This is a genomic window from Pseudochrobactrum sp. AO18b, from assembly GCF_000409565.1.
GTDB classification, from domain to species: domain Bacteria; phylum Pseudomonadota; class Alphaproteobacteria; order Rhizobiales; family Rhizobiaceae; genus Pseudochrobactrum; species Pseudochrobactrum saccharolyticum.
In genome coordinates this window covers 1-25,880 of sequence record NZ_ANNO01000192.1, presented here as the reverse complement: position 1 = coordinate 25,880, position 25,880 = coordinate 1, and the positions used below count along the sequence as shown (strand labels likewise).

At 52.2% G+C, this 25,880-nt stretch carries 26 protein-coding genes; 17 read left to right on the top strand and 9 right to left on the bottom strand.

Features of this window, described 5'->3' with window-relative positions:
* Nucleotides 1-87 precede the first annotated feature (87 nt).
* From A918_RS0108290 to A918_RS0108275, 4 genes are all read right to left on the bottom strand, one after another.
* Nucleotides 88-1,020 carry a phosphatidate cytidylyltransferase gene (locus tag A918_RS0108290; RefSeq protein ID WP_022710612.1) on the bottom strand — a complete coding sequence of 311 codons (933 nt, stop codon included), beginning with the start codon at nucleotides 1,018-1,020 and terminating at the stop codon, nucleotides 88-90.
* Entirely contained in the window at nucleotides 1,013-1,675 is a 663-nt protein-coding gene (locus A918_RS0108285) for a 1-acyl-sn-glycerol-3-phosphate acyltransferase (RefSeq protein WP_022710611.1), read from the bottom strand. Before A918_RS0108285 ends, A918_RS0108290 begins: the two co-directional genes overlap by 8 nt.
* A 100-nt stretch (nucleotides 1,676-1,775) precedes the next feature.
* Nucleotides 1,776-3,068, bottom strand: coding sequence for a phosphatase PAP2/dual specificity phosphatase family protein (locus A918_RS0108280; protein WP_022710610.1), 1,293 nt, complete (start codon nucleotides 3,066-3,068; stop codon nucleotides 1,776-1,778).
* Complete coding sequence (locus tag A918_RS0108275; protein WP_022710609.1) at nucleotides 3,068-4,843, bottom strand: bifunctional alpha/beta hydrolase/class I SAM-dependent methyltransferase; 1,776 nt, start codon at nucleotides 4,841-4,843, stop codon at nucleotides 3,068-3,070. The genes A918_RS0108280 and A918_RS0108275 overlap by 1 nt, the downstream gene beginning before the upstream one ends.
* Nucleotides 4,844-4,955: 112 nt before the next feature.
* Between A918_RS0108275 and A918_RS0108270 the strand changes: the two genes are divergently transcribed.
* Nucleotides 4,956-5,561, top strand: a complete 606-nt coding sequence (locus A918_RS0108270) for a CDP-alcohol phosphatidyltransferase family protein (protein WP_028233550.1) — start codon at nucleotides 4,956-4,958, stop codon at nucleotides 5,559-5,561.
* 6 nt (nucleotides 5,562-5,567) lie between these two features.
* Here A918_RS0108270 and A918_RS0108265 read toward each other — a convergent pair whose 3' ends face one another.
* Nucleotides 5,568-6,728 (bottom strand): aminotransferase, encoded by a 1,161-nt coding sequence (locus A918_RS0108265; protein WP_022710607.1) that lies wholly within the window; start codon nucleotides 6,726-6,728, stop codon nucleotides 5,568-5,570.
* Between the two features lie 142 nt (nucleotides 6,729-6,870).
* Nucleotides 6,871-7,794 carry a LysR substrate-binding domain-containing protein gene (locus A918_RS0108260; protein WP_022710606.1) on the bottom strand — a complete coding sequence of 308 codons (924 nt, stop codon included), beginning with the start codon at nucleotides 7,792-7,794 and terminating at the stop codon, nucleotides 6,871-6,873.
* A gap of 169 nt (nucleotides 7,795-7,963) precedes the next feature.
* On the opposite strand from A918_RS0108260, the gene lysA reads away from it, so the two are divergent.
* The 6 genes from lysA to A918_RS0108230 all read left to right on the top strand — a co-directional run bounded on the left by lysA (nucleotide 7,964) and on the right by A918_RS0108230 (nucleotide 13,559).
* Complete coding sequence (lysA, locus tag A918_RS0108255) at nucleotides 7,964-9,241, top strand: diaminopimelate decarboxylase (RefSeq protein WP_028233549.1); 1,278 nt, start codon at nucleotides 7,964-7,966, stop codon at nucleotides 9,239-9,241.
* Between the two features lie 114 nt (nucleotides 9,242-9,355).
* Nucleotides 9,356-10,243, top strand: coding sequence for a diaminopimelate epimerase (gene dapF, locus A918_RS0108250; RefSeq protein WP_022710605.1), 888 nt, complete (start codon nucleotides 9,356-9,358; stop codon nucleotides 10,241-10,243).
* A gap of 167 nt (nucleotides 10,244-10,410) precedes the next feature.
* Nucleotides 10,411-11,157, top strand: coding sequence for an amino acid ABC transporter ATP-binding protein (locus A918_RS0108245; RefSeq protein ID WP_022710604.1), 747 nt, complete (start codon nucleotides 10,411-10,413; stop codon nucleotides 11,155-11,157).
* Between the two features lie 95 nt (nucleotides 11,158-11,252).
* The gene (locus tag A918_RS0108240; RefSeq protein ID WP_022710603.1) at nucleotides 11,253-12,062 is read left to right on the top strand and encodes an ABC transporter substrate-binding protein; all 810 of its coding nucleotides are present in this window, start codon (nucleotides 11,253-11,255) and stop codon (nucleotides 12,060-12,062) included.
* A 107-nt stretch (nucleotides 12,063-12,169) separates the two neighbouring features.
* The gene (locus A918_RS0108235) at nucleotides 12,170-12,868 is read left to right on the top strand and encodes an amino acid ABC transporter permease (RefSeq protein ID WP_022710602.1); all 699 of its coding nucleotides are present in this window, start codon (nucleotides 12,170-12,172) and stop codon (nucleotides 12,866-12,868) included.
* Nucleotides 12,869-12,872: 4 nt separating this feature from the next.
* Nucleotides 12,873-13,559 (top strand): amino acid ABC transporter permease, encoded by a 687-nt coding sequence (locus tag A918_RS0108230; protein WP_022710601.1) that lies wholly within the window; start codon nucleotides 12,873-12,875, stop codon nucleotides 13,557-13,559.
* A 142-nt stretch (nucleotides 13,560-13,701) separates the two neighbouring features.
* On the opposite strand, the gene A918_RS0108225 is transcribed toward A918_RS0108230, so the two are convergent.
* Nucleotides 13,702-13,956 (bottom strand): YjhX family toxin, encoded by a 255-nt coding sequence (locus A918_RS0108225; protein ID WP_028233546.1) that lies wholly within the window; start codon nucleotides 13,954-13,956, stop codon nucleotides 13,702-13,704.
* Nucleotides 13,957-14,328: 372 nt separating this feature from the next.
* Between A918_RS0108225 and A918_RS19890 the strand changes: the two genes are divergently transcribed.
* Nucleotides 14,329-15,087 carry a gamma-glutamyl-gamma-aminobutyrate hydrolase family protein gene (locus A918_RS19890; RefSeq protein WP_022710599.1) on the top strand — a complete coding sequence of 253 codons (759 nt, stop codon included), beginning with the start codon at nucleotides 14,329-14,331 and terminating at the stop codon, nucleotides 15,085-15,087.
* 45 nt (nucleotides 15,088-15,132) lie between these two features.
* Here A918_RS19890 and A918_RS0108215 read toward each other — a convergent pair whose 3' ends face one another.
* A complete protein-coding gene (locus A918_RS0108215; protein WP_022710598.1) occupies nucleotides 15,133-15,858 on the bottom strand; it encodes a FadR/GntR family transcriptional regulator in 726 nt (241 codons plus the stop codon).
* A 274-nt stretch (nucleotides 15,859-16,132) separates the two neighbouring features.
* Here A918_RS0108215 and A918_RS0108210 point away from each other — a divergent pair, with 274 nt between their 5' ends.
* The 9 genes from A918_RS0108210 to A918_RS0108170 all read left to right on the top strand — a co-directional run bounded on the left by A918_RS0108210 (nucleotide 16,133) and on the right by A918_RS0108170 (nucleotide 25,206).
* Entirely contained in the window at nucleotides 16,133-17,134 is a 1,002-nt protein-coding gene (locus A918_RS0108210; protein ID WP_022710597.1) for an arabinose ABC transporter substrate-binding protein, read from the top strand.
* Between the two features lie 94 nt (nucleotides 17,135-17,228).
* Complete coding sequence (araG, locus tag A918_RS0108205; protein ID WP_022710596.1) at nucleotides 17,229-18,764, top strand: L-arabinose ABC transporter ATP-binding protein AraG; 1,536 nt, start codon at nucleotides 17,229-17,231, stop codon at nucleotides 18,762-18,764.
* 3 nt (nucleotides 18,765-18,767) lie between these two features.
* Nucleotides 18,768-19,718, top strand: a complete 951-nt coding sequence (araH, locus tag A918_RS0108200; protein ID WP_022710595.1) for an L-arabinose ABC transporter permease AraH — start codon at nucleotides 18,768-18,770, stop codon at nucleotides 19,716-19,718.
* Nucleotides 19,719-19,721: 3 nt separating this feature from the next.
* Nucleotides 19,722-20,645 carry a 2-dehydro-3-deoxygalactonokinase gene (locus A918_RS0108195; protein WP_371257510.1) on the top strand — a complete coding sequence of 308 codons (924 nt, stop codon included), beginning with the start codon at nucleotides 19,722-19,724 and terminating at the stop codon, nucleotides 20,643-20,645.
* 16 nt (nucleotides 20,646-20,661) lie between these two features.
* On the top strand, nucleotides 20,662-21,303 hold the full coding sequence (locus A918_RS0108190) for a 2-dehydro-3-deoxy-6-phosphogalactonate aldolase (RefSeq protein ID WP_022710593.1): 642 nt from the start codon (nucleotides 20,662-20,664) through the stop codon (nucleotides 21,301-21,303).
* On the top strand, nucleotides 21,296-22,174 hold the full coding sequence (locus A918_RS0108185) for an SMP-30/gluconolactonase/LRE family protein (protein ID WP_022710592.1): 879 nt from the start codon (nucleotides 21,296-21,298) through the stop codon (nucleotides 22,172-22,174). Before A918_RS0108190 ends, A918_RS0108185 begins: the two co-directional genes overlap by 8 nt.
* Before the next feature lie 12 nt (nucleotides 22,175-22,186).
* Nucleotides 22,187-23,098 carry an aldose 1-epimerase gene (locus A918_RS0108180; protein ID WP_022710591.1) on the top strand — a complete coding sequence of 304 codons (912 nt, stop codon included), beginning with the start codon at nucleotides 22,187-22,189 and terminating at the stop codon, nucleotides 23,096-23,098.
* Between the two features lie 152 nt (nucleotides 23,099-23,250).
* Nucleotides 23,251-24,399 (top strand): galactonate dehydratase, encoded by a 1,149-nt coding sequence (gene dgoD, locus A918_RS0108175; protein ID WP_022710590.1) that lies wholly within the window; start codon nucleotides 23,251-23,253, stop codon nucleotides 24,397-24,399.
* Between the two features lie 27 nt (nucleotides 24,400-24,426).
* Complete coding sequence (locus tag A918_RS0108170) at nucleotides 24,427-25,206, top strand: SDR family oxidoreductase (RefSeq protein WP_022710589.1); 780 nt, start codon at nucleotides 24,427-24,429, stop codon at nucleotides 25,204-25,206.
* Between the two features lie 20 nt (nucleotides 25,207-25,226).
* On the opposite strand, the gene A918_RS19885 is transcribed toward A918_RS0108170, so the two are convergent.
* A partial coding sequence (locus A918_RS19885) for a carbohydrate kinase family protein (RefSeq protein ID WP_022710588.1) occupies nucleotides 25,227-25,880 on the bottom strand: 654 nt, incomplete at its 5' end.

Sequence of the window (25,880 nt, the reverse complement as noted above, 5' to 3'; positions counted from 1 at the left end):
CGCAGGGGGGTCGGCACGCCGCCGGGGCGATTTCTGGCCGAGCGACGCTCATCATGGAACCTGTTTCGCGGCGCAGCTATACATTAATTACGTCCAGAAATAGCGGATCAGGTGGAAGAACACCGGTGCGGCGAAAACCAGACTATCGGCGCGATCCATCATGCCGCCATGACCTTCAATCATATGGCCCCAGTCTTTAACGCCGCGGTCACGTTTGATTGCGGAAGCGACAAGGCCGCCGAAGAAACCCATAATACAGGCAATGGCTGCAAGGCCGCCTGCCTGTAGCGGGGAAAAAGGTGTGAGCCATGAGAGCGCTGCCCCCAGCAAAGACGCGCTTGCCACACCGCCGATCAGGCCTTCCCATGTTTTCGACGGGGAGACTTTCGGCGAAATGCGGTGTTTGCCGAATAATTTGCCGAAGATGAATTGCAACACATCGCAGCCCTGCACCACGGCAATCAGAAAGGCGATCAGCAGCATTTGCCGGCCTTCAAAACCCTCAATATGCAATGTCGCGAGAGCAGGCACATGGCTGATGCAATAGACCGAGAGCATAATGCCCCATTGCTGCTCGGAAATGCGCTCCAGAAACCGGCTGGTATTGCCCCAAAGTGCTGTCAGAACCGACATGGCCAGAAACACATAAACGGGAATGAAGATGGAATAGAGTCCGTACCATTCCACCCAGACCAGATAATATTGCACCGGAATAACAATCAGGAAGGCACCAAGCAACAGCCAATGGTCACTGCGATGCGTATGGGTGAGGGTCACATATTCCCGAAGCGCTGCGAAAGAGACCAGTCCGAACAGAATGACGACGCCGGTCTTTCCAAACAGAAAAGCGATGCTGATTGCGGCGATCATAATCCACCACGCACGAATGCGTGCATTGATATTGCTGAGTGTGGAAGGCAGTGGTTTGGCACTGCGCCAGCTGATTAACGCGGCAGCAAGGCTTGCGACTGATAACAGCACAACCAGTCCGATCAGCAGAAGATTGGTTTCTTCAGTCACGATGTTCTCCGTCGGAATGGGGACTGAGTGTCAGCAAGGCATGTTGTGCACGGTGCAGAAAGTTTTTGCGCTCTTCATCCGGTTGCAATTGCAGCGGCGCACCGAAAATCACACGGCATAATAGCGGTACCGGCAGAAATGTGCCTTTCGGCAAAACGCGGGACATATTCTCAATCCAGCAGGGCACCAGTTCCACATCCGGCCGCGCTTTGGCCAGATGATAGAGACCGGCGCGAAAACGCAGCAGCGGATCGTCTGTCATATTGCGGGTGCCTTCAGGAAAGAAAATAAGCGACTGGCCGCTGTCAATCGCGCGCAGCATCACGAGTAACGGGTCTTCACTGCGCTCAATCCAGTTGCGCTCCACCAGCACTGTGCCGAGCAGCCGCGTGGCAATGAAGCGGCGCAAGCGGTTGCTGTTCCAGTAATCGGCACCGGCAACGGCGCGGGTTCTTGCGCGCTCGCCTAAGGGCAGTGAGGAGGACAGCAGGATGAAGTCGCCATGGCTGGTGTGATTGGCGAAATAAATGCGCTGTTTGCGGGACGGGACTGTGCCGCTCCAGATCGGACGCACGCCGGTAATGGCGCGGGAAAAAAAGGCCAGAACCATGCCGGAGAAAATCTGTAATACTGAATGCGAGTCCGGATCGGCCATGAAGAACAGTCGTTTTTATTTTGCTTCACATTAAATTCAGCAAGTAACAGAATAAAATCACTTTTCGCAATCATTTCTTATTTGCGTGAATGACGCTGTTTTATTGATGATCCGGATAAAGACGCACCGGCCTGCCGGTTTTGCGGATCAGCTCTTCAGCCTGCTGACTGTCCGCAGCATGCCCGCTTTCAACCAGCCAGCGGGCAATGAGATTGGCACTGCGCTGATAGCCCAAGGCACAACATATCAATGTCGGGCGCGGCGCATTATGCATTGCCGTGACTGCGGCCTGCATGGTTGCAGGCTCCGGCTTTGCAAGATCCATCAGCGGAAAAGCCTGCCAGTGGGATTTGATATGGCGTGGTGCGATACACTCCGCAGTCATATCAATGATACAGGCATAATTTTGTGTTTCTGAGCGTTTCGAGAAACGTCCGAGATAAAGATTTTCAGTAATTTTAACCGCTGACGGTTCGCGCCATGTCCATGCGATACGGTTGAGCCTGAAAAAGATGCGCAGCGGTAAAAAGAGCCAAAAGGAAGCAAGACTGACGGAGCCGTCAGGACGCTTTTGAAAGATTTTTGCGCCGCCTCCGCTATAGCCAAAGCTCAGCATCAGCAAGGCCAATGCAGGCCAGAGCAGCAACAGAATTGCCGGATGCCCGCCGGTGAATGTGAGTGCAAGTAGCGCAAGACCGGCAGCACCATAAATACGCATGAATTTGCGGGATTTGGGATCACGGGTGAAACGGTAATTCTGCCAGGGGGCATCGCCTTCACGGGGAAACAGCCACAGAGCAAACAGACCGAGCAAAGCACCGGCCGGAACATCAATGAAATGATGCTGCCAAGTGGTGAGAACAGACAGGGCAATGAGCAGGCACCAGCCATGCCAGATCATGCGCCAAGGTGCGGGTAGTCTGTCATGCAGATGCTCCCAGATGATAATTGCCAATGCAATATGCAGCGAAGGTGCCTGATTGAACGGCTGGTCGAAATTTCCGAGCATGGTGAACAGCCAGCCGGAAAGGCCGGTTGTGACAGGTTTCGTCCATGTGATGGTCAGCGGAAAAGCGATGAAACAGACAAAGGCAATGAATTGCGCCGTGAGATAGCGGCCGATCAGCCGGTTTTGCTCTTGTTTGCTGGTGCTGACCAAAACCGCGACAGCGTAGAACAGATTGAGCGACCAATAGGGGAGGATCGTCCAGCCCCAGAACGGGATTTGCTGTTCCCAGTCAAAGACAATCTCCGGCACTGCAATACGCTGCGATGCCAGCCAGTTCGCCAGCCCGTAAGTGGCATAAAACAGCGGGGCAAGCAGGAGCAACCACAGCACGCCCCGCTTTACCAATACCGGATCTGTTTTATGCACTTCGGATTTAAGCTGCATTATTTCTCGATACGTTGCGCCAGCGATACGGTGAAGATGCCCCATTGGTCGATGCGCTGTTCAATCTTGCGGAAACCTGCGGCCTCCACCAGCTGATCCATTTCATTCTGCGTGCGGCGGCGCATCACCCATGCCTGTCCACCACGATGGGAGGTGAGCGCACGGGCAATCATTTCCAGCTGCGGATGCCAAGGCTGATTGGTATAGATCAGATATCCGCCGCTCTGTACCGCCTGTGCCAGTCCTTCAAGTGATTGCGCGATCTGGTCATTATCGGCAAAAAGCTCATAAAGACCGGAAACAATAGCGAGATTTGGCGCTGTCTCCGCGTCTGTGCCAAGAGCAGCGAGCACCTTGGTGTCGAAAGCATCACCTTCATGGAACTCGGCTTTACCGGAAAGATTGCGCTCCGCAATCAGTTGACGACCGGCCAGCACATTGATCGGTGAATAATCCTGCAAGCGCACCGAGGCGATTTCATCGTCCTTGGTGGTGAGTGCATCCAGTACATAGCGTCCGTGACCAGCGGCAATATCGAGAATGCGCGCCGGTTTCCCGTCATCCTGCAAACGGGTGACAGCCTGCCGGATCAGCTCTTCCAGATGGGTTTTACGCTGGCGGATACCGCGCCAGCCAATAGCATTGAGGAAGGTTTTATCGGTATAGCGGCCGCCCCAGCCTAAGCCCTTCACCTCATTGCGATAAACATAGTCGAGCGTAGAGCCGGAATCGAAACCGGTGCGGATGCCGGTTTTCAACCCTTCCGAGAACAATCCGCCGATACGGATAGAAGCACGGGTCATGCCCCAATAAGCCCCGCGCGGACTGGTAATGGACAGAGGGGTAGCCAGACGGTCAGCTTCATCACGGGTAAAGCCCTGAATATGCGCATCAAGTAGTGAGCTTTTCTGCGGAGCCTTGGCAAATTGCTGCTCAATGAAAGGCCGGATTTTGGCAAAAGCCAGTGCGCGGTCACGCTCGCCCAATGTGTCGTGATAGAAGCCTTTCAGCACATGGCGCTCTTTAATCGGGCCTGCGAGGTTTTCGTAAAAACGATGTTGCGGCGCATCACGCACCACCCAGTCGCGACCGGAAATCAGCACCTGTGTCGGCGTGGTAATCGCACGGGCATCGCGGACAATGCGCTCTGCATTCTCATAGAGCTCCAGCAGAATATTGGAGGCAATCGGGCGGGTAATCAGCGGATCATTTTCAAAAGATGCAATGCGCTCTTTATCATGGGTGAGAAAGCGGGCTTTGACATAGGAATTGACGAAGAATGTGCCTTTGAGCTTCTGCCAGAGCCAGATGCCTTCCTTGGCCAGCGGTACATAAAGTTTAACGTCAAAAGCCGGAGCAGCCAGCACCATGGCACGGATCGGCGGCGCATAATCATGCACCCATGTAGCACCGATAACCGCGCCGACACTTTGTGCAATCAGCGCCATATCCTGCAAGGCGAAACCGTCTGTCTCGGTGATATGGCGGGCAAAGCAGTCAAGGTCGCGCACTGTGGTTGCAAAGGAAGGCGAATAGCCGCGCTGTCCTTGTGTAAGGCCGTGACCACGAGCATCCCATGCATAGAAGCTGTAATTGTCCAGCCCGAGTTCTTCGACAATATGCGCGACACGGCCGCTATGTTCGTGACCGCGATGCAGAAGAATGATTGCACCTTCCGGCTTTTCGCTCAAAGCTGGCCAGTAGCGGAAAAAGATTTCCTGCCGGTCATGGCTGATAAAATGCCGCTCAGTGCAATCGCGTTTTACCGAAGTCATAGGCCTGTCTTTCATATGGCGATACAAGAATATAGATGTTGTTTTGCTATTTATTGTAAGTCTTTTAGCCTAAACGATGTTTAAGAAAAATGATTTTGCAAAGAGTTATACCGTGTCTGTTTATCAGCTTAAGAGCCGTTTTCAGGATTTATTACGTCCGCTGGTCAGCCGATTGGCACAGTGGGGTGTGACCGCCAACCAGGTGACTATTGCGGCGATGCTGATCTCTGTGGCAGTCGGTTCATGGCTGGTGATTGCTGAAAACAAAATATGGTTCTGGCTCATCCCCGTATGGCTGTTTATCCGCATGGCGATGAATGCGATAGACGGGATGCTGGCGCGCGAATTTAACCAGCAAAGCATTTTGGGAGCCTATCTCAACGAGCTTGGTGATCTTGTCTCTGATATTGCACTGTTTGCACCGTTTCTGTGGGTCGCACCGTTTCAGCCGCATTGGATGGGGCTGATTATTGTACTGGCTTTGCTCACCGAATTTGCCGGATTGCTGGGCCTGAGTGTCGGGGCATCGCGGCGCTATGACGGGCCGATGGGCAAGAGTGATCGTGCTCTGTTATTCGGCATTCTCGGCGGATGGCTGGCCGTTGACGGCTTTCTGCCGCAATGGATGGTCTGGTTGCAGCCGCTGTTGATCGCCCTGTTAGTGTGGACGATTTTCAACCGTATTCGCAGAGGTTTAGCAGAGGCTGCAAAGGGCTGAGATTGCTCAGCTCTGTTTCTCACGCCAGTCACGCAGTCGGTTAATGGCAGTCTCCAGCGTATCAAGCTTTTTGGCGAAGCAAAAACGCACATGGCTGGTGATATTGCGCTCTGAATAGAACGAAGACACCGGTACCGGCGTTACACCGGCCTCGCGGGTGAGGCGCTGGCTGAAGGCCAGATCATCACCATCTTTGTCGAGGTCGCTGATATCGGCAACCGCGAAATAAGTGGCAGGCGCAGAGGCAATGTTAAAACCGGCTTCACGCAGACCGGCATCGAGATAATCACGACGTTTAGCCAGTTCTTCCCGCAGGCCGGTGAAATAACTGTCCGGCAAGTTGAGACCGACCGCTACCGCTGTCTGTAAGGCCGGTGGTGTGGTGAAGGTCATATATTGATGGACGCGGGAGATCACTTTCAGCAATTGCGCTTCGGCGGTGATATAGCCAACCTTCCAGCCGGTGAGCGAAAAGCTTTTACCTGCAGAGCCGATCCGTACCACACGGTCACGGATTTCCGGCAGCGAAAACAGCGAGATATGTTTATTGTCATCAAAGGTCAGATGTTCATAAACTTCATCGGCGATAATGAAGAGGTTATGCTTCACCGCCAGTTCCGCAATGAAATTCAGCTCCTCGCGGGTAAAGACCTTGCCGATCGGGTTCATCGGATTATTCACAACGATCATGCGCGTGCGCGGGGTAATCGCATCGCTCAGGGCTTGCAAAGGTAATTCCCAATGGGGCGGCGCAAGACGCACCGGCACAACCACACCACCGGCGCGGCGGATCACCGGACTGTAGGAATCATAGGCCGGTTCCAGCACAATCACTTCATCACCGGAATTCATCAGCGCAAAGAAACTGTCGGCCAGAGCTTCTGTGGCACCGGAAGTGATGAGAATTTCCGTTTCCCAATCGGCCTCAATATTGAAGAACCGGCGGGCATTGTCGGCCACAGCTTTGCGCAGGGTAGGAAGACCGAGCATTGGCGGATATTGATGGGAACCGTTGTGCAGAGCATCTGTTGCAGCGGCAATCAGTTCCTGCGGCTCAAGCCCTTCCGGAAAACCCTGTCCGAGATTAATGGCACCGGTTTCTGCGGCCAGTCTCGACATGATTTCAAAAACAGATATGCCGGATGCTGCGAAAACCGGATTGACCATGATATCCCCCTGCAAATAATGCCGTACTATAGAGTCCTGTTTTTAAACAGGAAAGCAGGCAAGTGCAGGAAAAACGACGCTGATTGGTATTGCTTGCTCTGTGATGTCGTTTCTTGAGAATATTATCCTGATACTGCAATGTTCATGTGCATAGATTACGTTGTCGCAGTGTTGCAACGCGTTCTTCAACGGCACTGACGATAGATTGCACAAATTCTGCGCCAAGAGCACCGCGGCGGATATCTTCCGGCTGCCAGACATTCACATAATAAGGGATAGAATGGCGGATCGGACGGATCAGCAGATTTTGCCCTTCAAAGGCCAGTGCGCTCAAAGGATTGATAACGGATATGCCAATGCCGGCTGTCACCAGAGAACCGATGGAGGATGCGGTGGTTGCTTCAATGGTCAGTTTGCGGCTGATGCCGGCATTGCTGAACCACTGATCGACCTGACGGCGATAGTAATCCTCATCGGAATAATAAATGAAATTATGACCGGAGAATTGCTCAATATCGAGACTGTCATAATCTGCCAGCGGATGACCGGCAGGCATGATGCATAGAAGATCGCCGGTATAAAGCTCGCGTGTTGCCGAGGCGCTGAGCGTAATATTGCCTTCTACCATACCGACATCAAAGAATTTGCTGAGGAGATCGCGGGTGAGGGCGCTTTCTTCCAGCGAGTGAATTTTCACAGACGCTTGTGGATGTTCATTGAGAAACAGTTTGGTGGCCTGCGGAATAATCGCATGTGCATAGGCGGGCAGGCAGGCAACGGATACGCGTTGTAAATTATCGCCGCGAATAGCGCGTGCTGTACGGGCAATTTCTTCAATACTGACAAAGGAGCGCTGCACAATCACGTTGAGCGCAGCAGCTTGTTGTGTGGGTTTTAGCCGTCGGTTATCACGGTGAAATAGCGTAAAGCCGAGTGTTGCTTCCAGATCTTTCAGCTCGCGGCTGATGGTTGGCTGCGAGGAGCCGAGATGATCTGCCGTTTCAGTAACATTAAGGGTGTGCATCAGCGACTGAAAAATTTCCAGCTGGCGGTGTGTCAGACGCATAAAATCTCCCCTTTGGCAGCAAGACCTTTCCAGTATTAAGCATATCGAAAATGAATAATAAAGAGATTATTATGAATTTGACCGCAGATGGATGTCTGATAGCTTGATGGGAGTAATGATGAAGCGGTGTGTCTTGTGAGACCCTCCGCTTCGAGTGTTTGAGGGTAGAATGACCACTGAGTTCTCACGTCCGCATGTTGCGCATTTCGGCTATAAAAACGGGGCTTTAAGCGTTGAAAACGTTGCTGTCTCTGCAATTGCAGAAAAATACGGCACGCCGTTTTATGTCTATTCGGCGGCTGCAGTGCGTGAACGTGTTGCCAGATTGCGCACTGCGCTGAACGGACTCAATGTGCAGATCTGCTATGCGGTGAAAGCCAATAACAACCTGTCGCTGTTGTCTTTGCTGGTTGGTGAAGGCTGCGGTATGGATATTGTTTCCGGCGGTGAGATGCACCGCGCATTGGCGGCCGGTTCGCCTGCGGATAAAATCGTATTCTCCGGCGTTGGTAAAACCGATGAGGAAATTGCAGCGGCACTCAATGCCGGAGTGCATCAGTTGAATATTGAATCCATCGAAGAGCTGGATGCGATTTCCCGTGTTGCCCGCCAGCTTGGCAAAGTGGCGACCGTTGTGCTGCGCATCAATCCTGATGTGGATGCGCTGACCCATCCGAAAATTACCACCGGCACCAGCAAGAACAAATTCGGCATTGCCTATGCCGATGCGCTGAATACTTATGCAGCCGCTTCTGCCCGTGAAGAAATCAATGTGGTCGGTATTGCTGTTCACATCGGTTCGCAGATTACGGATGTGACGCCATATCGTCAGACTTTTGAACGCTTGGCACAGCTGACAGCCGCAATCCGCGCCAAAGGCCTGAATATTTCCCGTCTTGATCTCGGCGGTGGCCTCGGCGTTTCCTATGATGGTTCTGCCGGTATTGATGTCGATGCCTATGCACAGACAATCCGCGATACACTTGGCGATATTGATTGTGAACTGACGATGGAGCCGGGTCGTTTTATCATTGCCGAAGCCGGTGCGCTGGTGACCAAAGTGCTCTATGGCAAAAATCAGGGCAATTCCAAATTCTCCATCGTTGATGCAGCGATGAATGATCTGATGCGTCCGGCACTTTATGATGCCGTGCATCCGGTCTGGCCGGTGCGTGAACCGGCAGCAGATGCGGAAACTCTGCCGGTTAATCTGGTTGGCCCTGTTTGCGAAAGCTCGGATACATTCGGCGAATTCGACCGTTTGCCAGCACTGGAGCGTGGTGATCTGGTGATGCTTGGTGTTGCTGGTGCCTATGGTGCAACAATGTCTTCAACCTATAATGCGCGTCCGCTTATTCAGGAAGTGCTGGTTGAGGGCGATACATTCAGACTGGTTCGCCGTCAGTGGACGGTAGAAGATGCACTTATGCTGGAACGCGATCTTTGATCGCGTAAGGAGACAAGAGGAACGGGATCTCTAGGATCCGGTCAGCATAAAGGGAACGGTTGGGAGGCCGTTTCCTGAGGCTGCTGCTAAAGTAGCCCGAAGAGGAGGGGAAATATGAGGCCATATTCCGAAGCGGCGCAAACAGGCGCAGCAGGAATTTTCTTCGTCAAGACCCACGGGCTGGGGAATGACTTTGTGCTTGTTGACGGTCGGGAAAAGTCTTTCCGGCCGCAGGCAGCAATGATTGCCCAGATTTGTGATCGTCATCGTGGTGTCGGCGGCGATCAGTTGCTGGTGCTGGAAGCCCCGCAAAATGCCCGTGCTGATGTGCGGATGCGCATTTATAATGTGGATGGTATGGAGGCTCCGGCCTGTTTTAATGCCAGCCGTTGTGCCGCTTTTCTCTGGATGCAGGAAGCAGGCAAAAATTCCGTCATTTTAGAAACGCTTGGTGGCTTGATCGAAGCCCGTATGGCAGGGGCAGAAAACGGTCAGCTGCGTATCAGCCTGTATCTGGCGCCAGCTGTTACAGACTGGCAGGCTATTCCGCTGGCAGGGCCGCTTGCGAACCATAACGGGCGTCTGAACCACGGTCCGTTGTCCGAACCTTTTGCCGTCAGTATGGGCAATCCGCATCTGGTTTATTTCGTGCCGGATTTTGATGCCGTGGATGTGCCGCTTGAGGCCGCTGTGGTGCAAAACAGTGCCTATCTGCCGGAGCAGGCGAATATTGGTGTGGCTGAACTGCTGCCGTCTGAAGGTGACGAGGCGCGGCTGAAACTGGTGGTTTATGAACGTCCCGGTATTCTCACTGAAGCCTGTGGCAGCGGCGCATGCGCAGCAGCGGTTGCAGCGGTACGCAGCGGACGCACAAATCAGAAAAAATTCCGTGTTTTAATGCCGGGCGGGGCTTTACAGGTCGAGTTATGTGCTGATGATAGAATTATCCTGACAGGGGATGTTGCTGTCGCATTTTACGGATTTTTGCCTGACGAAGCATAAACAGAATTCAATAAGGATAACGCAAAACTGTCCGTAAGAGACAGCGTTAGCTCTGATTATTACGCAGTTTCGGACGGATCGAAGCGGGATTAGAAATCAATTCGGTGAATTGATTTTCCCGCGAAGGCGGTATCCACTTTTCCTGAAACTGCTTGAGAGGGGAAATAATGACTTTTATATCAGTTGAGCACGTCAGCAAGACCTATCCTGCGACCAGCAATGGCAAGGCTCACCGTGCACTGGGCGATGTCTCTTTCTCCGTAGAGAAGGGGGAGGTTCTGGTAATTATCGGTCCTTCCGGCTCCGGTAAAAGCACTTTGCTGCGCACGCTCAATGCACTGGAAGCTATCGACAGCGGCACGATCACCGTCAATAATCTGGCAATCTCTGATCCTAAGACTGATCTCAATCATGCCCGTTCTGAAATCGGCATGGTGTTTCAGCATTTTAATCTGTTTCAGCATAAAACAGCGCTGGAAAACGTGGTTCTGCCACAGACAGTGGTGCTGAAACGCTCCAAGGCGGAGGCGCTGAAAATTGCGCAGGATATGCTGGCGCGTGTGGGCATTGCGGAACGTGCAGGACATTATCCGAGCCAGCTTTCCGGCGGCCAGCAACAGCGCGTGGCGATTGCCCGCGCCTTGGCGATGAACCCGAAAGTGATGCTGTTCGATGAGGCAACCTCGGCGCTCGATCCTGAAATGGTTGGCGGCATTCTCGATCTGATGAAAGAACTGGCAAAATCCGGCATGACCATGGTGGTTGTCACCCATGAAATGGGCTTTGCCCGTGAGGTGGCTGATCGTGTGATCTTCATGGATGAAGGGCAGATTGTCGAAACCGGAACGCCGGATGTGCTGTTTTCCAAGCCGGTTCATCAGCGCACACAGCATTTTCTCGAACAGGTACTTTAAGGGGAGTGTGCAGACGTTGGGAGACGTCTGTTGAAAGTTACGGAAATGAATGCCCGTAAATAAGGGTAAATCCATATAATAGTGAGGAGAACATTATGAAATTTCTGAAAAAAATCGCTCTGTCGATCGGAATGCTGGCGGGTGTGGCCGCTATGTCTGTCGGTGCTGCAAGCACTGCCAAAGCAGACATTATGGAAGAAATTCTGAAGCGCGGTGAGCTGCGTGTTGCCGTGCAAACGCAGGGCGCGCCGGTCAGCTTCATCAATAAAGATGGCAAACAGACCGGTCTGGCCGTAGAACTTGCCCGTATGATGGGTGAGGATCTCGGCGTTAAAGTCGTGTTTCAGGATTATGACTGGAAAGGTCTTATCCCGGCATTGCTGGCAGGCAAAGTGGATATGATTGCCGCTGACATGACGCCAACCCCGCAGCGTGCGGCGCAATTGCTGTTCTCCCGTCCGATGTTCTACGAAGAAACCGTTGCGGTGGTGAAGAATGATTCACTGCTGGCCAAATGGGAAGACCTCAATCAGGAAGGTCTGAATATCGGCTCGACGCAGGCCAGCTCATACAGTGAAGCCATTAAGAAGTTCATGCCAAAGGCAACGCTGAAAGAGTTCACCGGCGGTACTGCTGCTGTGGCACAGGCATTGTCTGCCGGTCGTATTGATGCAACGGTTTCCGATCTTGGCAACGTCACCAATTTCGTTAATGAATTCGGTAATCTGAAAATTCTTGACGGCATTATCGTCAAAAACCCGCTGGCCTTTGCCGTGCGCCCTGATGAAGCGCATCTGAAGTTCTGGCTCGACAATTATGTTGAACTGATCACCTCCGACAAGCGTCTCGACCAGATGGTCAACTACTGGTGGAACACCACCGAGTGGGAAAAAGACCACAAGTAACAGAAGCCATCTCCTGCCTGCCATTCGGGCGGGCAGGAGCCTTACTGTTTTAAATATTTTGCGCCGCTGCAGACTGTCTGCCTGCGTGAAATATCCGGGACCGGATAATGTCATCATTCATTCTTGATTATTTCAATTACCGCATCGTTGCGCAGTATCTCGACCGCTTTGCAGAAGGTCTGGGCAATACGCTGATTGCAACCGGTGTGAGTTTTGTGCTGTCTTTTGTGCTCGGCACGATCATGGCTGTTATCATGTTTACGCAGTGGAAAGTGCTGCGTAATCTGATACAGGCTTATGTCACATTCATCCGCTCGACCCCGCTGTTGGTGCAGATTTATCTGGTCTATTTCGGTCTGCCGGTTCTGTTGCCGTTTACTGCCAAATGGCCGGAAATGTGGCTTGGCATTGCCGCGCTGGTTATTAACTGTACGCCTTATATGTCCGAAATTATCCGTACCGGTATCGGCTCTGTGCCGCGCGGACAGGTTGAAGCTGCCAAAGCTGTGGGCATGAGTTACGGACAGCGGCTGATCCATATTGTGCTGCCGCAGGCTTTTGCCAATGTGATCCCGCCTGTGCTCGGCCAGACGGCCGTGCTGATTAAAGATACATCGCTGTTGTCGCTGATTACGGTGTTCGAATTCACCAGTGCGGGGCTGCTACTCAACAGTGAGCGCGTGCGCCCGAATGAGAGCTTCCTGACAATCGCTGCCGGATATCTCGCTATCTATTGTGTGATGCTGTTCCTTTCGCATCATGTGAAAAAGAAGCTGGCAGGTCCTGCCTGGGCTGCGAAAGGCTGATATGATGTTTGAATATTATTGGAAGCTTACAGTCTCGGTGATGCCGTTTCTTTGGCAGGGGTTCAAAGAGACTTTTACCGTTTCGCTTGTGGCTATTCTGGCGGGATCGATCATCGGGACTGTGATAGGGATTATCCGCAGTTATCGTATCCCAGTTTTGACACAGCTCTTTGGCGGTTATGTGCATATTTTGCGCGGTACGCCATTTCTGGTGCAGCTCTATGTGTTCTATTTCGTGCTGCCGAATACAGGTATTGAATGGCTGAGCTGGGATTCCACCACAGCGGCCTTTGTGGCGCTGTCGCTCTATACATCCTGCTATGTGGCTGAAATTGTGTGCAGTGCTATTGATGCGGTGCCGCGCGGCCAGTGGGAGGCAGCAACTGCAGTGGGCATGAGCCAGTTGCAAAAATTGTGGCATGTGATTTTGCCTCAGGCACTGAAACTGACCATTGCACCGATGAGTAGTGTCTATGTGATTATCATCAAGAGCACGGCCATTCTCTCGGTGATCGGGATTGCCGAACTGACCCGTCAGGGCGAAGTGTCGATGCTGCGTTTCCCGCGTGATGTGTTGTTTATCTATGGGCTGATTGCGTTGGTCTATTTCGTCTATTGTTACCCGATCCTCAAATTTTCCAAATGGGCGGAGAACAAGATCAGCGGTTCACAGCGCCTGTCATTAGATTAGAGCGCCGTGTGCCAGACTTGGCACACAAAGGTCGCTCTAACACTTTAAAATTAGAGCATAATTTTACTTTAAACTGATCCAAGTTTAAGGAATTATGCTCTAAAAATAAGAAAGCGCAGCATGTGAGTGCTGCGCTTTTTATCTATGCATTGCGGGCGATTTGCAGACTTTGAATGCCTTGTTTGGAAATGCGGTAAGCACTGCCGTTAAACGAGGCGATCAGCCGTTTGGCGCGCAGTTTTTTGAAGGTTTGTAAATCTGTACCGTCAAGAAACCAGCCCTCGCGGGAGATGAAATCGACATCAATAATTTTGCCATTGTCATCTTTTTCCGGTTCGATACGGCCGCCTTTGGCCAACATATCGAGAATACGGCGTTCAAAACGTGAAATATTCATGGCTGTCTCCGTTGTTGGAAACGGACGAACAGCCCACAGAAACCGCCAACACATGGCAGCATGATCTGAGTCATCATGGGAATTGTCCTGATAAGGAGAGAAAGTCGGGCGCAAGCCGTTGGAGCCTGTGTGTGACAGGCGGCTCTGCATAAGCAGAGGATCAACGATGAAGGATGCTGCGCATAAATCTCCTTAGGACGACTGCACGAAATATAATGCGAAAATGTAATAAAAACAAGTATGACTATGATGTGCAGGTAAGGTGATTGTTGATCGCAAAAATGCATGAGGCCAGATGATAATAGCGCTTGTCTTCGCTCAACAGGACGTATTCATTCAGGCACAGAAATTTCATTATAAAAGCACGGCACAATGACACAGAAAACACTATTCCGGCCGATCATCGGCGTGACACTCGACAGCGAAGAGGGCGGCGGATTTTCGGATTCTCCATGGTATGCAATCCGCCAGAATTATCTGTCCTGCCTTGAAGAGGCGGGCGCTGCACCGGTTGCCTTGCCGCATCTCACAGAACTGGCTGAAACCTATCTGAATATGATTGACGGGCTGGTTGTAACCGGCGGCGCTTTTGATGTGCCGCCTGCAATGTTCGGCGAAGAAGCGCGTACGGACACGATCCGTCTGAAACCGGCACGGACAGAATTTGAAGCGGCTGTTCTGCGCGGTGCGCTGGAGCGCGATATGCCGGTGCTGGGGATTTGCGGCGGTCATCAGCTGCTGGCTGTTATCGCCGGCGGTACGCTGGTGCAGCATATTCCGGATGAAGTATCGGGTGTGCTTGAACATTCTGTTTCGAAAGATACTGAAAATGCCGGTGGCAAGGAACGTGCAGGGCACAGTATCGCAATTGAAGAAGACAGCTTGCTGGCGAAACTGGTTGGCACAACCGGCCAGCATGTGAATAGCTCGCATCATCAGTCTGTTCGCACAGTCAAAGCGCCGATGCGTGTGACAGCTACGGCTGAAGACGGTATTATTGAAGCGATTGAGCACACGGAAAAGAGCTTTGCCATTGGTGTTCAATGGCATCCGGAATATAAACAGATGGAAGGCGATGTGCATCTGCTGGCAGCATTTTGCGCTGCTGCCGAAGCCTATCATAATCGCTGAGCTGTTTTCGCTTATAACGGCCTGTGCTCAATTGTGCAGGCCGTTTTACTTGTCTTTCATACCAAGATCGCGTGCAGCAAGATCCAGCATTTTATTGGAACTGTTGCGCGCCCGTTCTTTATCGCGCAGCCGTATGGCTTCAATCAGTTCCAGATGTTCGGAAATGGCCTCATCGCGGCTCGCAACTGCATCATTGGATGTGTAAAGCGTATAGCGCAATGCGGCTTCAATAATGCCGCAAAGCTGGCGAAAGACCTGATTATGGCTTGCCCGCAACAGAGCGATGTGGAAGTCAACATCGCCCTGCGTGAAGGCTTCAATATCGCTGCCCGCCTCATTCATCCGGTTCCATGCTATTTCCAGCGCTGCAATATCCATGGCGGATGCGCGCTGGGTTGCCAGTTCGGCAGCGACCGGTTCAATCGCGCGGCGGGCTTCCAGAACGCAGAGCAATAAATCCAGATCGACGATGCGCGGCCCCAACCAGTCCAGCACCTGCTGATCCAGCAGATTCCATTCATCCTGCTCACAAACGACTGTGCCGATACGCGGCTTACCGCGCACCAGCCCTTTGGACTCCAGTGTTTTTATCGTTTCGCGGATGACCGTGCGACTGACGCCATATTCTTCACACAAATCATTTTCGCGGGGCAGCATTGAGCCCGGCTTGAAGCGACCGTTGAGAATGTCAGCGGCGAGCGTCGCAGTGATGCTTTTTTGTACCCTTGGCCGCGTTGTGCGGGAAGGGGCATGCAGGCTCTGCTCAGACATTTCGGTCACGGCTTTTCTTTCGTTTTAATCCGGCCATCCGGTTGTTCAGTTTCCGGCTTTAATGCGGGCTCTGATCATAGTCATAGGGTTTGACAGACGGAAACCGCAAGGCACTCAGTTGTTTAATTATGTATAATGAACAATTTTAAATCATCATACAAGAATTATTGACTGGTATGATGATTTGTTTTAGCGTGACCGGCGATGGAGGACATCAACGTCATGACAAGGCTGTGGGAGCTTGAGATGACGTGCAATCTTTGGGAGGAAAGATATGCGCTTTTTTAAAACGGCTGCTTTAGCCGGGATGATGGCCGGTGTGGTTTTCACGGCTGTTGCAGGAGCATCTGCGGCCTATGCGGCGGATGTGAAAATCGGCTTTGTTGTGAAGCAACCGGAAGAACCATGGTTTCAGGATGAGTGGAAATTTGCCGATGTAGCGGCAAAGGAAAAAGGTTTCACTCTGGTCAAAATCGGTGCGGAAGACGGTGAGAAGGTGCAGTCTGCACTGGATAATCTGGCTGCACAGGGCGCTACCGGTGTGATCATCTGTACACCGGATGTGAAGCTCGGGCCGGGTATTGTTGCCAAGGCCGAGGCCAATGGTCTGAAATTGATGACTGTCGATGACCGTCTTGTCGGTGCGGATGGCAAGCCGCTGGAAGATGTGGCGCATATGGGGATTTCCGCTACCAAAATCGGTGAGGAAGTTGGCCGCGCCATCAGCGAAGAAGTTAAAAAGCGTGGCTGGGACTGGAAGAATGTCGGTGCAATCCGTGTTTCCTATGATCAGTTGCCGACTGCCGTTGATCGTGTTGAAGGTGCGCTTTCGGTTATGAAAGAAAACGGATTGCCGGAAGCCAATATTTTTGCTGCACCGCAGGCAAAAACCGATACTGAGGCCGCGCTGAATGCATCCACTGTTGTTCTCAACAAGAATGCGGATATCAAATATTGGGTTGCTGTTGGCCTCAATGATGAGTCCGTGCTTGGTGCGGTACGCGCAACGGAAAGTGTTGGCATTCCGTCAGAGAATGTTGTGGCGGTTGGTATCGGCGGTGCGGAATCTGCGATTAATGAGTTTAAAAAGCCTAGCCCGACCGGTTTCTACGGCACAGTTATCATTTCACCGAAGCGTCATGGTTATGAAACAGCGATGAATATGTATGCATGGCTGGCGGATGGAAAAGAGCCTGAAAAGCTCATTCTGACATCCGGTCAGCTAGCCTTGCGCGATAATTACGCGGAAGTCCGCAAGGAAATCGGCATCGAGTAATCCTGCACGGGGCCGGAGCATTGAGTGTTCCGGCTCCCATTTCTCAGAAATTATTGTTCAAGTGGTGCAACCACTGCTGAGAGACAGGTGCGGCATGGCTGACTTTCTGACCTTTAAAAATATTTCAAAGTTCTATCCCGGTGTTAAGGCGCTGACAGATGTGTCTTTCAGTGTTGCTCAAGGGGCTGTCCACGGGTTGATGGGAGAAAACGGGGCGGGTAAATCCACGCTCATCCGTGTTCTTTCCGGCGATCAGCAGGCGAATAGCGGTGAGATCATTATTGACGGTGTGGTGCAGAAATATGCATCCGTGCGCGATGCTTTTCATGCCGGTGTGATCGTTATCCATCAGGAACTGCAATTGGTGCCGGAACTGAGTGTTGCGGAAAATCTGTGGCTCGGGCGCTTTCCTGCAAAAGCGGGCATTATCAGTTTTAAAGCGCTGGTCAGTGATGTCGGCGAAAAATTGCGGATGATCGGTATTGATATCGACCCTGCCACCAAGGTTGCACAGCTTTCGATCGGTGAGCGGCAGATGGTTGAAATCGCCAAAGCTGTGATGCTGGATGCGCGTATCATCGCGCTCGACGAGCCGACGTCATCCCTGTCATCTCGGGAGAGCGAAATCCTGTTTCGCCTGATCGGCCGTCTGAAGGCTGAGGGCAAGATCATTCTTTATATCTCGCATCGTCTGGATGAGATTTTCCAGCTTTGCGATAGTCTGACTGTGTTGCGTGACGGCAAACTGGCCGCTCATCATCCGAGTCTTGAGAATGTCACCCGCGACCAGATTATCTCTGAAATGGTAGGGCGGGAGATCAATAATATCTGGGGTTGGCGCGGTCGCGATATTCGCCAGAATATATTGCTGAAGGTTGAAAATCTCAGCGGCAGTAAATTACCGGAGCCTGTGAATTTTGAGGTGCGTGCCGGTGAAATCTTAGGATTTTTCGGTCTGATCGGTGCCGGACGTTCCGAGATGAGCCGCCTGATTTATGGTGCCGATCAACGACGCGCCGGTGCGGTGTATGTTGAAGGTAAGGTTGTGAAGGCTGATGATCCGCGCAGTTCCATCCGTGCAGGTATCGTCCTTTGCCCTGAAGACCGTAAATTTGACGGTATTGTTCAAGGGCGTTCGATTGAAGAAAATATCGCTATTTCTGCCCGCAGACATTTTTCCCCGTTTGGCTTGATCCGCCCGAAAAAAGAGGCGGAACTGGCTGAAACCTATATCGGAAAATTACGGGTGCGTACGCCGTCGCGCAAACAGAATATCGTCAATCTCTCCGGCGGCAACCAGCAGAAGGTTATTCTCGGCCGCTGGCTGGCGGAGCAGAATATCAAAGTGCTGATTATTGATGAACCGACGCGCGGTATTGATGTGGGCGCCAAGGCAGAGATTTATGAAATTCTCTATCAGCTTGCTGAAAGCGGTATGGCGATTGTGGTGATCTCCAGCGAATTGCCCGAAGTCATGGGCATCTCAGACCGGATTATGGTGATGTGCGAAGGGCGGATTGCCGCCGGATTTGATCGCGCTGATTTTAATGACCGCGCCATTCTCACGGCGGCACTACCGGATAAGACCGTCGCTGAAACGGCAGCCGGATCATTACAAAAGGTATCCTGAACGATGGTTTCAATTAAAAAAATTCTGCTTGGTGAACAAGGGCTTGTGGTGATTTTTCTGCTGGCCTTTGCAGTGGTGGCGCTGACAGTCCCGAATTTTCTGACTGAACGGAATATGCTCGGGCTTCTGCAATCGGTGGTAACCATCGGCATTGTTGCCTGCACGATGATGTTCTGTCTTGCATCGCGCGATTTCGATCTTTCCGTCGGTTCCACTGTCGCCTTTACCGGCATGATTGCGGTGATGGCGTCCAATGCTACCGGTTCTATTTTTCTCGGATTGCTGGCCGCTTTGGCAGGCGGTTTTATCGTCGGGCTGTTCAATGGTGTTGTGATTGCGAAATTTCGTATCAATGCGCTGATTACCACGCTGGCGACAATGCAGATTGTGCGCGGATTGGCGCTGATCTCCAGTGATGGCCGTGCGGTTGGTATTAATGATCCGTCTTTCTATCAGCTGGCACTGTCAAAATTTTTAGGCATTCCGATGCCGATCTGGGTGATGGGACTGCTGTTTGTCATTTTCGGATTTGTGCTCAACCGCACAGTCTTCGGTAAGAATACACTGGCAATCGGCGGTAATCCCGAAGCATCGCGCCTAGCCGGTGTGAATGTGGATTCCATGCGTATCTGGATTTTTGCTTTGCAGGGGCTGGTCTGCGGTATTGCCGGTATTTTGCTGGCATCGCGCATTACGTCCGGCCAGCCGAATGCGGCAACAGGGCTTGAATTATCTGTCATCTCGGCTTGTGTTCTTGGTGGTGTTTCTCTGGCTGGTGGTCGTGCTGCAATGCTGGGCGTGATTGTTGGCGTGCTGATTATGGGGATTGCCGAGAATGTCATGAACCTGCTGAATATTCAGGCATTTTACCAATATGTCGTGCGCGGCTGCATTCTTCTCATTGCTGTACTGCTGGATAATCTGCGCTCAAACATGATCGGGTTCAGAGGGTAAACACTGATGAATGACGCTGTTTACGCATTGGTTGATTGGGGAACGAGCAGTTTTCGCCTCTGGATTACAAATGCACAGGGGCATATACTGGGTGAAAGCCGCAGTGATGAAGGTATGATGCATTGTGCCTCAACGGGTTTTGCACCGGTGCTGGAAAAGCATTTGCATAAGCTGGAAGCAGGGCCGGATCTGCCGGTTATGATCTGCGGCATGGCCGGTGCACGGCAAGGCTGGGCGGAGGCGCCCTATATCAGCCTGCCTGCTGCGCTTGATGGTCTGGCAGATTATGCGCTCAAGTTAGAAAATCAGACACGCGATATCCGTATTTTACCCGGACTTGCGCAGCGTGATGCATCCGCAGCCAATGTGATGCGCGGTGAGGAAACCCAGCTTGCGGGGATTGCCACGTCGATGCCTGATGGTCTGATCTGTATGCCTGGCACGCATAGTAAGTGGACGAGACTGGAAAACGGTGTTGTGACGCAGTTCGCGACTTTCATGACCGGTGAGCTCTTTGCGGTACTGTCTCAACATTCCATTCTCAGACATGCGGTGGATACGGATGCGGCTTTTGATGAAAATACGCCTGCTTTTCTCCGTGCTGTTGAAAAGACATGCGCGGAACCGGCACGGATGGCCGAGGATGTTTTTGGTATCCGTGCAGCACAATTGCTTGGTTTTGAAGAGCAGTCTGAGGGAGCTGCTCATCTTTCCGGTCTGCTGATCGGCGCAGAGGCGGGCAGAGCAAAACAGCTTTATGGCGCGGGCACAATCGGGCTGGTGGCTTCAGGAAAACTCGGCCGGTTGTATCAGGCTGCTCTGGAAAAAGCGGGTTTTACGATTGCCCTTCTGGATGGCGAAACTGCAGTCCGGCAGGGATTATTTGTGGCGGCAGCCAGAGTGTGGCCGGTAACACATCATGCGTGATGGAGAGGGAAGCACAATGTCATCTGTCATTTGGCCGAATTTGAAACGCTCACTGGTGGCGATCATTCGCGGTATTCGCAATGATGAGGTTGAGCCGGTGCTTGAAGCTCTGATTACAGAAGGGTTCGAGATTATTGAGATTCCGCTGAACTCACCGGAGCCGTGGGTTTCGATTGAACGCGCGGTGAGGTTATTCGGTGACAAAGTACTGATCGGTGCCGGAACCGTGCTGACAACAGAAGATGCACAGCGGCTGGCAGATATTGGCGGGCGGATTATGGTGAGCCCGAATACGGATGCCGATGTTATCCGCCACGCAACGTCCTGCGGGCTGATTACCATGCCCGGTTGTTATACGGCGAGTGAGGCTCTGCTGGCGATCCGCAGTGGCGCTTCCGCATTGAAATTCTTCCCTGCCGGTTCCCTTGGTCCTTCAGGCATTGCGGCAATTAAAACCATTCTGCCGAAAGACGCGGTTGTTGGGGCTGTCGGTGGTGTTTCCGATCAGAATTTCGGGGATTATGCCCGCGTGGGTGTACGGACTTTTGGCATAGGTTCCAGTTTGTATAAATCAGAGGATAGTGCGGAAACCGTGCAGGCAAAAGCCCGTCTGACAATCACAGCCTATGATGAAGTGTTTGGTGGTGAGCATGGCTGAGATATTTGTGCCTGCTGCATTGAATGCACCTTTGTGTAAGCTGGGTGAGGGGCCGGTCTATGACCCGCATACAGATACGGTATGGTGGTTTGATATTCTGCAATCCAAACTCTGCGAATATCAGTTTCAAAGCGGTGTGAGCAGGCAGCATGATCTGCCTTTTGCCGCCAGTGCCCTTGCGCGGGTGGATGAGTATCGCCAGCTCCTTTTCACAGAGCGCGGCCTGTATCTGCGCGATGTGGCAACGGGCGACCTGTCTCTGCATTGTGAAGTCGAAGCGGATAACCGTCTTACCCGCTCCAATGATGCGCGGGTGCACCCATCAGGGGCATTCTGGCTTGGCACAATGGGCTGGCAGGCTGAGCAGGGTGCAGGTGCAATCTACTGGTATTTCAAAGGTGAATTGCGCAAGCTTTACGATGATATCACGATCAGCAATGCGATCTGTTTTTCACCGGATGGCACGGTCGGATATTTTGCCGATACAGCTTTACGTCAAGTGATGTGTGTGCCGCTTGACCCTGAGAATGGTTTGCTGGTCGGAGAGCCGAAACTGTTCCTCAATGATTTTCCCGCAGGCAATCCCGATGGTGCGGTTGTGGATGCGGACGGTAATTTTTGGGTTGCATTGTGGGGTGGCTCGCAGATTGCCGGATATGCACCGGATGGCAGTTTTCTGCGTTCAATTGCTCTGCCGGTTTCTCAGCCGAGTTGTCCTGCTTTTATCGGCAAAACTGCCAGCCAGATGCTGGTGACATCCGCATGGGCCGGGTTGGATGACGCAGTGCGACAGCAAGAGCCGTCGGGGGCGATATTTATCATGGATCTGCCGTTTCAGGGCAGGTTTGAACCCGATGTCAAAATCATCTGACCGGAGGCTGCCATGAGCATCATCATGTTGAAAAACCAACAATTTGAAGCGCATATTGCTAGCCAGGGCGGTACGGTACATGGCTTGTGGTGGCACGATCAGGGGCGGATTATTCCCCTGCTGCGTGAAGCAAAACATGCCGATGCAGCACCGGTTGAAACCGGTGGTTTTCCGCTCATCCCGTTCGGCAATCGTATTCCGCAAAATCACTTCAGTTTTGAGGGGCGGGATTATCATTTTCAGGCCAATACAGATGATGATCCGCTCTATATTCACGGCGAAAGCTGGCACGGTCTCTGGCAAATTGCAGAACAGACTGATGACAGGCTTGTACTGCGCTTTACCCATGACAAAGCCGATGCTGCTTTTATATACGAAGCGGAACAGAGTTTTACGCTGGATGAAACCGGCTTCAGCCTCTCCATGCGTGTGACAAATAAAGGAGATAAAGCCATGCCGTTCGGCCTTGGCTGGCATCCTTATTTTCATCTGACTGAGCAAACGCAGCTACAGCTCAACGCTCAGAAAATGTGGACGCAAGGTGTGGGTTATTTACCGGAAAACCGCGTCAATATTCCCGATGATCTGAATTTCAGCAGCATGAAAAAAATCCCCGATCATTGGGTGAATAACGGGTTTGAGGGCTGGGACGGCACTGCGACACTTGTCTGGCCGGAACAGAATACAGCTCTGACCATGAGTGCCGACCCGTTATTTGACCGGTTTTTTCTCTATGCGCCGCATGGTGTGCCGGAGCCGCAATCCCGCTCGGATTATTTTTGTCTGGAGCCGATGTCTCATATGGCGGGCGATCATTGCCGTGACGGTTATGGCGGGCTGAAAATATTGCAACCGTCTGAAAGTCTGTCGGGAATAATTTGTTTGCAGCCTGAGCAAACTAAAGCATTTCCAGCAAAAGTGTGAAGCGCCTTCGCGGGGAAATCAGTTCACTGGACTGATTTCTATTCCCGCTTCTATGCGTAGGATAATGCGTAAAACAAAGATTTAGAGCGGTTTAGACAATTCAGTTCTAACTGGAACCGCTCGAAAAATCAGGTCTATAAAAGGGTAACAGAATGAAAATCATCAAGCTCACGACCTATATTGTGCCGCCGCGCTGGCTGTTTGTGAAAGTGGAAACCGATGAGGGTATTTCCGGCTGGGGAGAGCCGATTGTTGAAGGACGTGCGCTGACAGTTGAAGCGGCGGTGCATGAGCTGTCTGATTATCTGATCGGCAAAGATCCGTTTCTGATCGAAGACCATTGGAATGTCATGTATCGCGGCGGGTTTTATCGTGGTGGTGCTGTGCATATGAGTGCCATTGCCGGTATAGATCAGGCGCTGTGGGATATTAAAGGCAAGGCACTGAATGTGCCGGTGCATCAGCTGCTCGGCGGACAATGCCGCGACCGGATTAAAGTCTATTCTTGGATCGGCGGCGACCGTCCGTCTGATGTGGCACGCAATGCCAAGGAAATGGTGGAGCGCGGTTTTACAGCATTGAAGCTCAATGGAGCGGAAGAGCTGCAGATCGTTGACAGCTATGCCAAGATCGACGCGATTGTCGAGACGATCGGCACCGTGCGTGATGCGGTCGGCCCGCATGTCGGGATTGGGGCGGATTTTCATGGCCGCGTGCATCGCCCGATGGCCAAAGTGCTGGCCAAAGCGCTCGATCCGTTCCGGCTGATGTTTATTGAAGAGCCAGTTTTATCCGAGAATTATGAAGCGCTGAAAGAGATAGCCAATCATACGTCCACGCCGATTGCTCTGGGGGAGCGTCTTTATTCCCGCTGGGATTTCAAGAATATTCTCTCCGGCGGTTATGTGGATATTATTCAGCCTGATCTGTCCCATGCGGGCGGGATCACCGAATGCCGCAAGATTGCATCGATGGCTGAAGCCTATGATATTGCACTGGCGCCGCATTGCCCGCTGGGGCCGATTGCTCTGGCTGCCTGCCTGCAGATTGATGCGGTGAGTTATAATGCCTTCATTCAGGAGCAGAGCCTGAATATCCATTATAATCAGGATAATGACATTCTGGATTACATCACCAATCGTGAGGTCTTCGATTACAAAGACGGCTTTGTGGCTATTCCGCAGGGGCCGGGTCTGGGTGTCGATGTGGATGAAGCCTATGTGATTGAACGGGCTAAAACCGGCCATCGCTGGCGCAATCCGGTGTGGCGTCACGAAGATGGCAGTCTCGCTGAATGGTAATGCGGGCGTTCAAAAAGGATAAATATCATGGCTGATCGTCTGATCGGAAAACGCATTGTTGTCACCGGCGCAGCACAGGGGATCGGCCTTGCGATTGCGCAATGTTTTGGCCGCGAGGGCGCGGCGCTGTTCCTGATTGATACGGATGGGGCATTGCTGGAAAAAGAAGTGCTGGCTTTGCGGGAAAGCGGCGTTACGGTGAGCTTTGCTCAGGCGGATATTTCCGATGCCAAAGCGATTGAAAATGCTTTTCTGCAGGCCGATGCGGAAATCGGGCAGATTAATGCGCTGGTCAATAATGCGGGGATCAATGTCTTCAGCAAACCGCTGGAAATGGATGATGAAGCATGGAACCGTTGCTTCGACGTTAATCTGAAAGGCGCGTGGAATTGTTGTAAGGCTGTGCTGCCGCGTTTGATTGAGCAGGGCGGCGGTGCTATTCTCAATATTGCTTCCACCCATTCTTTCACGATTATCCCGCACACATTTCCTTATCCGCTGGCGAAACATGCCTTGCTGGGTATGACCAAATCGCTGGGGCTGGAATATGCGCCGCAGCAGATACGAGTGAATGCTATTGCACCGGGCTATGTGCTGACGCAGAAAAATGTCGACTATTGGAACAGTTTTCCTGACCCAGAGGCAGCAAAAGCTGAAACCATGCGGTTGCATCCGGGCGGGCGCATTGCCAGCACGCAGGAAATTGCGATGGCCGCTGTGTTTATGATTTCAGATGAGTGTCCGTTTATGACCGCAACCTGCCTGACAATCGACGGCGGTTTAAGTGTTTTGCAACACGCGGTCTAATAGTGCGTAAGAGTGGAAGATCAGTCCGCCGGACTGATCTCCTGTTTTTGTAAGAAGGCTGTGCCACCGGCTGCCTGCACGGCAAGACTGCCGGACTGAATACCGGCATTGAGTGCCGTTTGTGCATCTGCCCCTGAAAGCCATGCATTGATGAAACCGGCATTGAAGGCATCGCCTGCACCTGTGGTATCAATAACCGGTACATTTTCAGCTTTGGCGTGAAGATTATGCTCTTTTGAACGCAGCCATGCACCTTCCGCACCGCCTTTTAATACGGTGACGGGAAAGGTTTTCGCGAGTTTATCGAGAGCGTCTTGCGGATCTTCAAAACCCGTAATCGCCAGCGCTTCTTCTTTATTGGGCAGGAAGATATCAATACCTGCGCAAGCCGTAAGCAGAGCCGGATCATAGATCAGGGTCTCATCCCAGCTTGGATCAAGCGAGACTGTGAGGCCGTGTGCCTTGGCACGGCGCACAAGATCAGGAATCTCATGCAGCGTTGCATATTCCGCGATGTGCAAGTGGCCTGCCTGTGACCAAGTGAGCGCGGCATCCAAAGTTGCAGGCAGTGCAGTGCCTGCACGCCGCGACAGGAAAGCACGGTCATTGCCGATGACGCTGGCGACAGTCACCTGAGGGCCTGCATCTGCCGAGCGCTCCAGAAATTGCAGATC

What these genes read in the sequence shown, in the direction of transcription:
- A918_RS19890 (WP_022710599.1), top strand. Translation starts at nt 14,329, where the DNA reads ATGACACAGAAAACACTATTCCGGCCGATCATCGGCGTGACACTCGAC.
- A918_RS0108265 (WP_022710607.1), bottom strand. Translation starts at nt 6,728, where the DNA reads ATGGTCAATCCGGTTTTCGCAGCATCCGGCATATCTGTTTTTGAAATC.
- A918_RS0108260 (WP_022710606.1), bottom strand. Translation starts at nt 7,794, where the DNA reads ATGCGTCTGACACACCGCCAGCTGGAAATTTTTCAGTCGCTGATGCAC.
- A918_RS0108280 (WP_022710610.1), bottom strand. Translation starts at nt 3,068, where the DNA reads ATGCAGCTTAAATCCGAAGTGCATAAAACAGATCCGGTATTGGTAAAG.
- A918_RS0108275 (WP_022710609.1), bottom strand. Translation starts at nt 4,843, where the DNA reads ATGACTTCGGTAAAACGCGATTGCACTGAGCGGCATTTTATCAGCCAT.
- A918_RS0108190 (WP_022710593.1), top strand. Translation starts at nt 20,662, where the DNA reads ATGTCATCTGTCATTTGGCCGAATTTGAAACGCTCACTGGTGGCGATC.
- A918_RS0108225 (WP_028233546.1), bottom strand. Translation starts at nt 13,956, where the DNA reads ATGAATATTTCACGTTTTGAACGCCGTATTCTCGATATGTTGGCCAAA.
- A918_RS0108245 (WP_022710604.1), top strand. Translation starts at nt 10,411, where the DNA reads ATGACTTTTATATCAGTTGAGCACGTCAGCAAGACCTATCCTGCGACC.
- A918_RS0108285 (WP_022710611.1), bottom strand. Translation starts at nt 1,675, where the DNA reads ATGGCCGATCCGGACTCGCATTCAGTATTACAGATTTTCTCCGGCATG.
- A918_RS0108215 (WP_022710598.1), bottom strand. Translation starts at nt 15,858, where the DNA reads ATGTCTGAGCAGAGCCTGCATGCCCCTTCCCGCACAACGCGGCCAAGG.
- A918_RS0108240 (WP_022710603.1), top strand. Translation starts at nt 11,253, where the DNA reads ATGAAATTTCTGAAAAAAATCGCTCTGTCGATCGGAATGCTGGCGGGT.
- A918_RS0108230 (WP_022710601.1), top strand. Translation starts at nt 12,873, where the DNA reads ATGTTTGAATATTATTGGAAGCTTACAGTCTCGGTGATGCCGTTTCTT.
- lysA (WP_028233549.1), top strand. Translation starts at nt 7,964, where the DNA reads ATGACCACTGAGTTCTCACGTCCGCATGTTGCGCATTTCGGCTATAAA.
- dapF (WP_022710605.1), top strand. Translation starts at nt 9,356, where the DNA reads ATGAGGCCATATTCCGAAGCGGCGCAAACAGGCGCAGCAGGAATTTTC.
- dgoD (WP_022710590.1), top strand. Translation starts at nt 23,251, where the DNA reads ATGAAAATCATCAAGCTCACGACCTATATTGTGCCGCCGCGCTGGCTG.
- A918_RS0108210 (WP_022710597.1), top strand. Translation starts at nt 16,133, where the DNA reads ATGCGCTTTTTTAAAACGGCTGCTTTAGCCGGGATGATGGCCGGTGTG.
- A918_RS0108185 (WP_022710592.1), top strand. Translation starts at nt 21,296, where the DNA reads ATGGCTGAGATATTTGTGCCTGCTGCATTGAATGCACCTTTGTGTAAG.
- A918_RS0108180 (WP_022710591.1), top strand. Translation starts at nt 22,187, where the DNA reads ATGAGCATCATCATGTTGAAAAACCAACAATTTGAAGCGCATATTGCT.
- A918_RS0108235 (WP_022710602.1), top strand. Translation starts at nt 12,170, where the DNA reads ATGTCATCATTCATTCTTGATTATTTCAATTACCGCATCGTTGCGCAG.
- A918_RS0108170 (WP_022710589.1), top strand. Translation starts at nt 24,427, where the DNA reads ATGGCTGATCGTCTGATCGGAAAACGCATTGTTGTCACCGGCGCAGCA.
- araH (WP_022710595.1), top strand. Translation starts at nt 18,768, where the DNA reads ATGGTTTCAATTAAAAAAATTCTGCTTGGTGAACAAGGGCTTGTGGTG.
- araG (WP_022710596.1), top strand. Translation starts at nt 17,229, where the DNA reads ATGGCTGACTTTCTGACCTTTAAAAATATTTCAAAGTTCTATCCCGGT.